Here is a 6683-nt window from a genome sequence, read left to right on the forward strand (position 1 = left end):
CTTCTCCTCCGGTCATCCGAGGAACAACTGTCGGCGGGCCGCGGAGGCTTCGAACGCCTCCAGGCGGCGCTGGGTGTCGGCCGGCGCGGCGTCGCAGATCGCCTGCAACAGGACCATCGCCAGGGTCATCGGGGCGGTGTGCAGGTCGAAGACGAGCTGCGCGCCGACGGCCGCCGGCAGCACCACGTCGGCGTGTTCGGTGGCCGGGCTGACCGGCGAGTCGGTGATCGCCACGACGGTCAGCCCGGCGGCACGCGCCTCGCCCAGGGCGTCCAGGGTCTCCCGGGGGTAGCGGGGCAGCACGAAGGCGAGCACGGCGGACGCCCCGGACTCGGCGGCCTGCTCCAGACGGTCGGTGAGCAGGCTGCCGCCGTCGTTGAACACCCGCACGTCCGGGTGGACCTTGGCGGCGAAGTAGGCGAAGTACGCGGCCAGCGGCGCGGCGGCACGCAGGCCCAGCACCGGCAGCGGTCGGCTGGCCGCGAGCAGCCGGCCGGTCTCGGCGATCCGGTCGGTGTCGGCGAGCTGGCCGGCCAGCCGGTCCAGGTTGCCCATCTCGGCGCGTACCGCCTGCTGGAGCTCGTTGGCGGCGTCCGCAGGCTCGCCCGGCGTAGTGGTGGTGAGGTCCCGTAGCCGGCGGCGCAGCGCCGGGTAGCCGTCGTGGCCGAGCGCGACGGCGAACCGGGTGACCGAGGGCTGGCTGACCCCGGCCAGCTCGGCGACCTCCGCGGCGGAGAGGTACGCCACCGTCGGCGCGTGCTGCACGAGACAGTGCGCGATCCGGCGCTGCGTGGGGGTGAGCCGTACCCCGTCGAACAGGTCGAGGACCTGCTCGGCCGTCGCCTCGGCAGCTCTGTCATTCACTCTGCGACTCTATGCATAAAAACTTTCACAGGGCAACCGTCCCGGGACGGCTTCCCTTCGCACCGGAGGCGAGCCGCCTGGTGCGCTCTCGGTAGTGTCCGCACGGCGGTTGAGCGGAGGAATGCGGATGCAGCCGAATGGCCCGTACAGGTTCACCCATGTGCTGGGCGGAAGCCAGGTGGGGAAGGCGTGGGCGGCCATCGGCGGGCAGGGCCGGCTGGTGACGGTGGCTGTCCTGGACGCCGCCGTGGCGGCCACGCCCGCCTGGCGGGAGGCGTTCTCCGCCACTGCCAACGCCCTCGCGCAGACGCAGGGCGGTCAGACCTTCGCCTACGCCGACTTCGGCGCCGCCGCGCCGTGGGTCGCCTACCCGGCCGAGGCGGGACCGGGCGCGGAGAAGCTCTTCCGTGCGCTGGGCGTGGACTACCAGCCGGTCCCGGACGTGACCGGGCCAAATGTGCCGTCGGCCACCGGCCCGCGAACCCTCCCGTGCCCCAGCAGGCCGGGCCGGCCCAACCGGTCTCCGGGCTGCCGCAGCCGGTCTCCGGGGTGCCCCAGCCGGTCTCCGGTGCCGGCGCGGAGGCGTCCACCATGGACCCCGTGCTCCCGGACGACCGACCGTCATCCGGCGACCCGTCCACCGCCCCGGTCCGGAGGGTCAAGCCGTCACCGCCACCTCCGCGCCGTACCGGCCTCTGGGTTGGTATCGCCGCCGCCGCCGGAGCCCCCGTCTGGGCGGTCACCGGCGACGAGGACCCGAACCATATACATCGACGCGGAGGAACGACTGGCGGCCCTGCGCGAGCGGAACGAGAGCGACGGACTCCTCTTCAAGATCAAGGATGATCCTCGGGTCACTCCGATCGGCCGGCACCTGCGGGCGCTCTCACTGGACGAGCTGCCTCAACCTCTGGAAGACGGTCAGCGTCGTGCTGGCCCGCCGGGGCGCGTACTGATCCGCCGCTTCCCCTGCCCTGCGGCGACGGGTGGCGGCCTCGCGGCCACCACCCGTCGTCCACCCTACTTCTTGCTGCCGAGGCTGACGATCTCGCTGACGGAGTCCCGCCGGACCGCGTCGTAGAACGTCTTCACCCGTGCCTTGTCGGCGAACACTACGCTCTCCGAGCCGACCTGGCCGGTGCCCTTGGTGGGACTGGTCAGGAACGTCATGTTGCCGCCCCGGACCCCGCGCAGTTGCGTCGCCATATCCAGCAGGGACAGGTCGTTGTCCACCGAGACGGAGTTCGAGGTGGCCTTGAGGAAGTCGTTGAGCTTGACGGGGTTGGTGATGATGCCACCGGACGACGCCTTGTCGATGATCGCGCGGATCACCTGCTGCTGGTGGCGGATCCGGGCGAAGTCACCGTCCGCGAACTGCTTGCGCTGACGTGAGTAGTCCAACGCGGTCTCGCCGTCCATCCGCTGCACACCCTGCTTGAACGTGTGGAACGGCTCGTGGATCGAGGTGAAGGTCTTCTCGGAGTCGATGTCGATGCCGCCCAGCGCATCGATGATCTCCTTGAAACCCGCAAAGTCGATCACGGTCACGTGGTCCACCCGGACCCCGGTGAACGACTCTACGGTCTGCACCATGAGCGGAATCCCACCCCACGCGTAGGCGGCGTTGATCTTCGCGTCCCGCCCGCCGTGGTTGCCGTCCTTCGACTTGGGCACCGGCACCCAGGTGTCCCGCGGAATCGAGATCAGCTGTGCGCTCGACCGGTCCTTCGGCAGATGGGCGACGATGATCGTGTCGGTGCGCGACCCGCTCGTCCGCTCCGGGTCACGCGAGTCGCTACCCAGGATCATGATGTTCGTGGCGCCCGTGACGACCGGCTGGGGGCGCGACTCCTCCGGCACGCCGCCGAAGGCGTCGACCCGTTCGATGTCCGACTCGACCGACCGCAGGTAGAGCCCGCCGGCCACCACACCACCGGCGCCCAGCACCACCAGCACCAGCAGGCAGATCAGGACGATCCGCCCCCACCGGCGACGGCGCCGCCGACCATCCGGCGTTGGTTCCTCTGTGGACTCCGCAGCGGCGGCGGCGCTCGTCGGTTCCGTCCCGGAGTCCGAGGTCTGTTCACGATGTGGCATGGGCGCGATGCTACTGAAGCCGGTTCCGCGCCGCGTACCCTCGTGCGGCCGTATCCGTCTCGCGCCGGTGGCCACCATTCCCAAGCGTTTGCCCGGGTCGCCCGCCACGACGCCAAGGTCCCACACGGACCGACGGTTCCCGCCCAGCGAGATAGCCCCGCAGACCACTGGTACCCGGCGGCAGCATCGGCGTGTCATGGTAGCCAGGTGCGGCTGACCTCGATCCACACGTACCCCGTCAAGGGTTGTCACCGGCTCGACCACGACGGCGCGTTCGTGCAGCCGTGGGGCTTGGCCGGCGACCGGCGCTGGATGGTGGTGGACGCCGACGGCGTCGGCGTCACCCAGCGGGAGACGACCCGCCTCGTCGGTCTGCGGGCCAGCATGCGCCCGGGCGGCCTGACGCTGCGCGCCGACGGGCGGCCCGACCTCGACGTGCCGGAGCCGGCCGACGGCGACCCGGTGTCGGTGCGGACCTTCCGCAGCCGGACGACCCCGGTCCCCGCGCTGCCCGCCGGCCTGGCGGCCGACGCCTGGCTCGGCGCGCTCCTCGGCCGGCCCGTCCGGTTGGTCTGGTTGGCCAGCCCGACGCGACACCTGGCCGCCGCCGAGCGCGAGTACGACACCGGCGACCAGGTCAGCTTCGCCGACGCCTACCCGCTGCTGTTGACCAACACCGCCTCCCTCGACGCCCTCAACGGCTGGCTCGTCGACGCGGGGGAGGAGCCGGTGCCGATGACGCGATTCCGGCCCAACCTCGTCGTCGACGGCGCGCCGGCCTGGACCGAGGACGGCTGGGCGGGCCGGTCGCTGCGCATCGGCGACGTGCGGCTGCGCGCCGCCGGGCCGCGCGACCGCTGCGTGGTCACCACCACCGACCAGGAGACCGGGGTACGTGCGAAGGAGCCGCTACGCACGCTCGGCCGCTACCGCAACGTCCGTCAGATGCTCCTCTTCGGACTGAGCGTGGTGCCCGTCGACGGTGGCCCGTTGTGCGTCGGCGACCCGGTCGTCATCGAACCCTGACCGGCCAGGGCCGCGCCCGTCACCCGATCAAACCGGACATTCGCGGACTCTACTCCGGGGCCCTGCCTGACCCTCGTCCCCGATTCAACCTAACCATTGAAGATCTGTATCACGCGGCAAACCCCCATGCCGGCCCGGAGGTCATCGTGTTGATCATCGCCGAGATCCGCCGCCTTTTCAATGTCCTCGTCGTCGCCGTGGCGTGGACCATGCCCAGGCCACACACGGAAAGCTACGTAGCCCCATGGGTTTATGAAACATTTCCGCAGTTGAGGATCTCTTTGCCGAGTTCTAGGAATTGGTGTTGTTCGGTGGGGTGTTGGCGTGCGAGGTCGGTGATGGCGTCGATCCAGTTTTGTCGTTCGTTGGTGTTGAGGTCGGTGGAGTGTTCCTTGATGTGTTGCTGGGCGGCGGCTGTGCCCTGGGTGAACATGATGTTGACCGCGTGCATGGCGGTTGCGGCGCCCTTGGTGGAGTGTCCGGAGTCGCGGATGAGCGCGACGCGTTGGTCGACGGGGATGGTGCGGCCCTGCTTGTTGAGCAGGATCAGGTTGCGTTTCTGGGGGGTTTGCTGTTCTTGGTAGTCCAGGACGAGGGGGGCGTGCCCGGCGGCGCCGAGTTCGCCGAGCAGTGGTCTGGTTTTGCTGAACCAGGGGTCTTCCTTGGTGTTCGTGATGATGGTGTCGAGCTCGCTGAGGACGTCTGGGGTGTGCAGGTCGGCGCGGTGCTTGGTCAGGAGTTGAAGTGTCGCTTTCCGGTCGTGGGCGAGTAGGAGTTCGGCGAGCGCGGGTGTCGCCGGGCTCGTGCGTGCGACGCGGGCGGAAGCCGCTTTTTGGAGCACGGTTGGGGTGAGCTTTTGGCCAATGTTCTCGGTGACGCCGTGACTGTTGGTGATTCGCCACACGGTGTCCAGGTTCGCGGTGTGGGTGGTGGTCGCGGTGGGGGTGGTGGTCGTGGCGCTGTCCGTGGCGCGATGCAGGATGCTGAAGCCGTAGGTGTGCGACATCTGCTTGAGTGGTTCCGAGGTGGTGTAGTCGTCGGCGATGACCATGGGCTGTGGCTGCTTTTTCAACGCGAACTGCTGCACCAGACGCCGCAGGTTTCGCAGATCCGCTGCCCGCCTCTGATCGTCCATGGCGGAGCGCAGCACAATGACCGGAGCCTTCACCGCGGCCCTGGCCACCTGGCTACCCCATCTTCGCAGCCGGTCGGTCTGATCCCACCCCGTCGGCGCGGCACCCACCCAGCACAGGCCCGGATAGCCCGCATCCTGCTCGACACCCGGCGGCAGGATGACAGACTCACTCACCGCCGGCACACCAGAGCCAGACGGGTTTTCCCAATTCATGTCCTGCGTGATGCCCGCAGCCGCGTTGGCATTCTTCTGCGTCGCGGCGGACACCGGCGCCACCGTGGAGGCGGGCACCGGCGCCACCGTGGAGGCGGGGACCCGCGCCACCGTGGAGGCGGGCAATTCCTCCGGGCGAACTACAAAAACCTTTTTGTTCTGAATGTCCGTCTGTAGTCCACTGGCTTGCAGAAGTTCGGCGATCTTCCCCGTCGGATCTGACATCCCCCGTCTGACGAGATTGTCCATCGACTTACCGATGTCAGTAGCTTTAGTTCTTCCCGAGAGCGTGATCGTAGTTCCCAGTGGAGGGATCGTTCCCGGGGGATTGATCTGAGCATCCCGTGGAGCGGTCGCTCCCGGCGCACCCTTGAGCCAGGCGTCATAAGCGGAGAGAAGGTCCTTGACGTTATCTATCCGCTTATCGACGGAGACAAGCGCGCTCTTGTCTCTGGGGAGTATTATTCTGCTGTCGCTGGTGCGTTCCGGTTTGAAACCCGCCTTGCGCAGAGCTTCGAATAAACCCTCATGGAACAGATATCCATCCCTCCGCAACGTAATAAACATCTGGCCGACTTTGTGAACCTCCCCCCCGCCTTCCACCGTCTCCCTCCTGAGAGGAATTTTGCCAGAGTTTCCACGGTCTTTAGCCACCCAAAGCTTGACCGCCTTGATCCGCTCCTGAGAGTCCTTTTCCTGCCTGGGCGTTAGCTTTCGGGGTTCGGATGGCTCCGCTCTAGGCACCTCCAACCCATCGAATCTCGTTTTATCATCATTATTTCGGCGTATGACTGTGAAGCCGCCTTTTTCCAGCAGCGCGGCCATTGTGCCTGCTTCATCATCGCTATGCCCAATTCGCTTGAGCCTCTGCATGAAGCTGCCGAACTGGAACATCTCGCCCGGCTTTCGCGGATTGGGAAGCTCTAGCTTCCACTCGGGCATCTTTCCGATGTTAAGGAGTTCACCATTTCCGTTTTTCTGGTCAATCCAGTCCTCGTAGATGGCGAGGAAGTCTCTCGCCTTCTCGTCTTTCATTCTCCGAAACTTGACGATATGCATATGTCCGCCGTCACGTTTGACGGTGTATCCGTTTTTCTTTAGGGCTTCGGCAATATCTTCATCGTATTGGCAACTCCCAGCTCGTGTCAGGCTCTCGAAAATCCTGCCGATCGGGTATGTCTTTTCTCCGACCGTCACAGTGTCGTCGTTTGTGGGGACTGTGTTCCGGCGATTGGTGGAGTCTTTCGCTACCCACGTGTTGATGGCGTCGGCACGCTCGCCCGGTGTGAAATATTTGTGCGACTTGTCACCTTGTTCGCGCGACTTGTCACCTTGTCGGGAGTACGGT

General features: G+C 66.9%; 5 protein-coding genes. 2 read left to right on the top strand and 3 right to left on the bottom strand.

The annotated features are described in order from the left end of the window. Window positions 1–12: 12 nt before the first annotated feature. Window positions 13–864, bottom strand: coding sequence for a MurR/RpiR family transcriptional regulator (locus ACLQ24_RS20725; RefSeq protein WP_425893366.1), 852 nt, complete (start codon window positions 862–864; stop codon window positions 13–15). Window positions 865–991: 127 nt separating this feature from the next. Here ACLQ24_RS20725 and ACLQ24_RS20730 point away from each other — a divergent pair, with 127 nt between their 5' ends. Further along, window positions 992–1945: a sugar transferase gene (locus ACLQ24_RS20730; protein WP_425893367.1), complete on the top strand. Its 954-nt coding sequence runs from the start codon at window positions 992–994 to the stop codon at window positions 1943–1945. On the opposite strand, the gene ACLQ24_RS20735 is transcribed toward ACLQ24_RS20730, so the two are convergent. Beyond that, the gene (locus tag ACLQ24_RS20735) at window positions 1885–2961 is read right to left on the bottom strand and encodes an LCP family protein (RefSeq protein ID WP_425893368.1); all 1077 of its coding nucleotides are present in this window, start codon (window positions 2959–2961) and stop codon (window positions 1885–1887) included. The two genes, ACLQ24_RS20730 and ACLQ24_RS20735, sit on opposite strands and share 61 nt — an antisense overlap. Window positions 2962–3168: 207 nt before the next feature. Between ACLQ24_RS20735 and ACLQ24_RS20740 the strand changes: the two genes are divergently transcribed. Next, window positions 3169–3987 (top strand): MOSC domain-containing protein, encoded by an 819-nt coding sequence (locus ACLQ24_RS20740; RefSeq protein ID WP_425893369.1) that lies wholly within the window; start codon window positions 3169–3171, stop codon window positions 3985–3987. A 250-nt stretch (window positions 3988–4237) separates the two neighbouring features. On the opposite strand, the gene ACLQ24_RS20745 is transcribed toward ACLQ24_RS20740, so the two are convergent. Further along, window positions 4238–6683, bottom strand: a 2446-nt coding sequence (locus ACLQ24_RS20745; protein ID WP_425893370.1) for a hypothetical protein, incomplete at its 5' end; no start/stop codon positions are given.

Origin of the sequence: Micromonospora sp. DT4 (assembly GCF_049841675.1) — a bacterium.
Taxonomy (GTDB): domain Bacteria; phylum Actinomycetota; class Actinomycetes; order Mycobacteriales; family Micromonosporaceae; genus Micromonospora.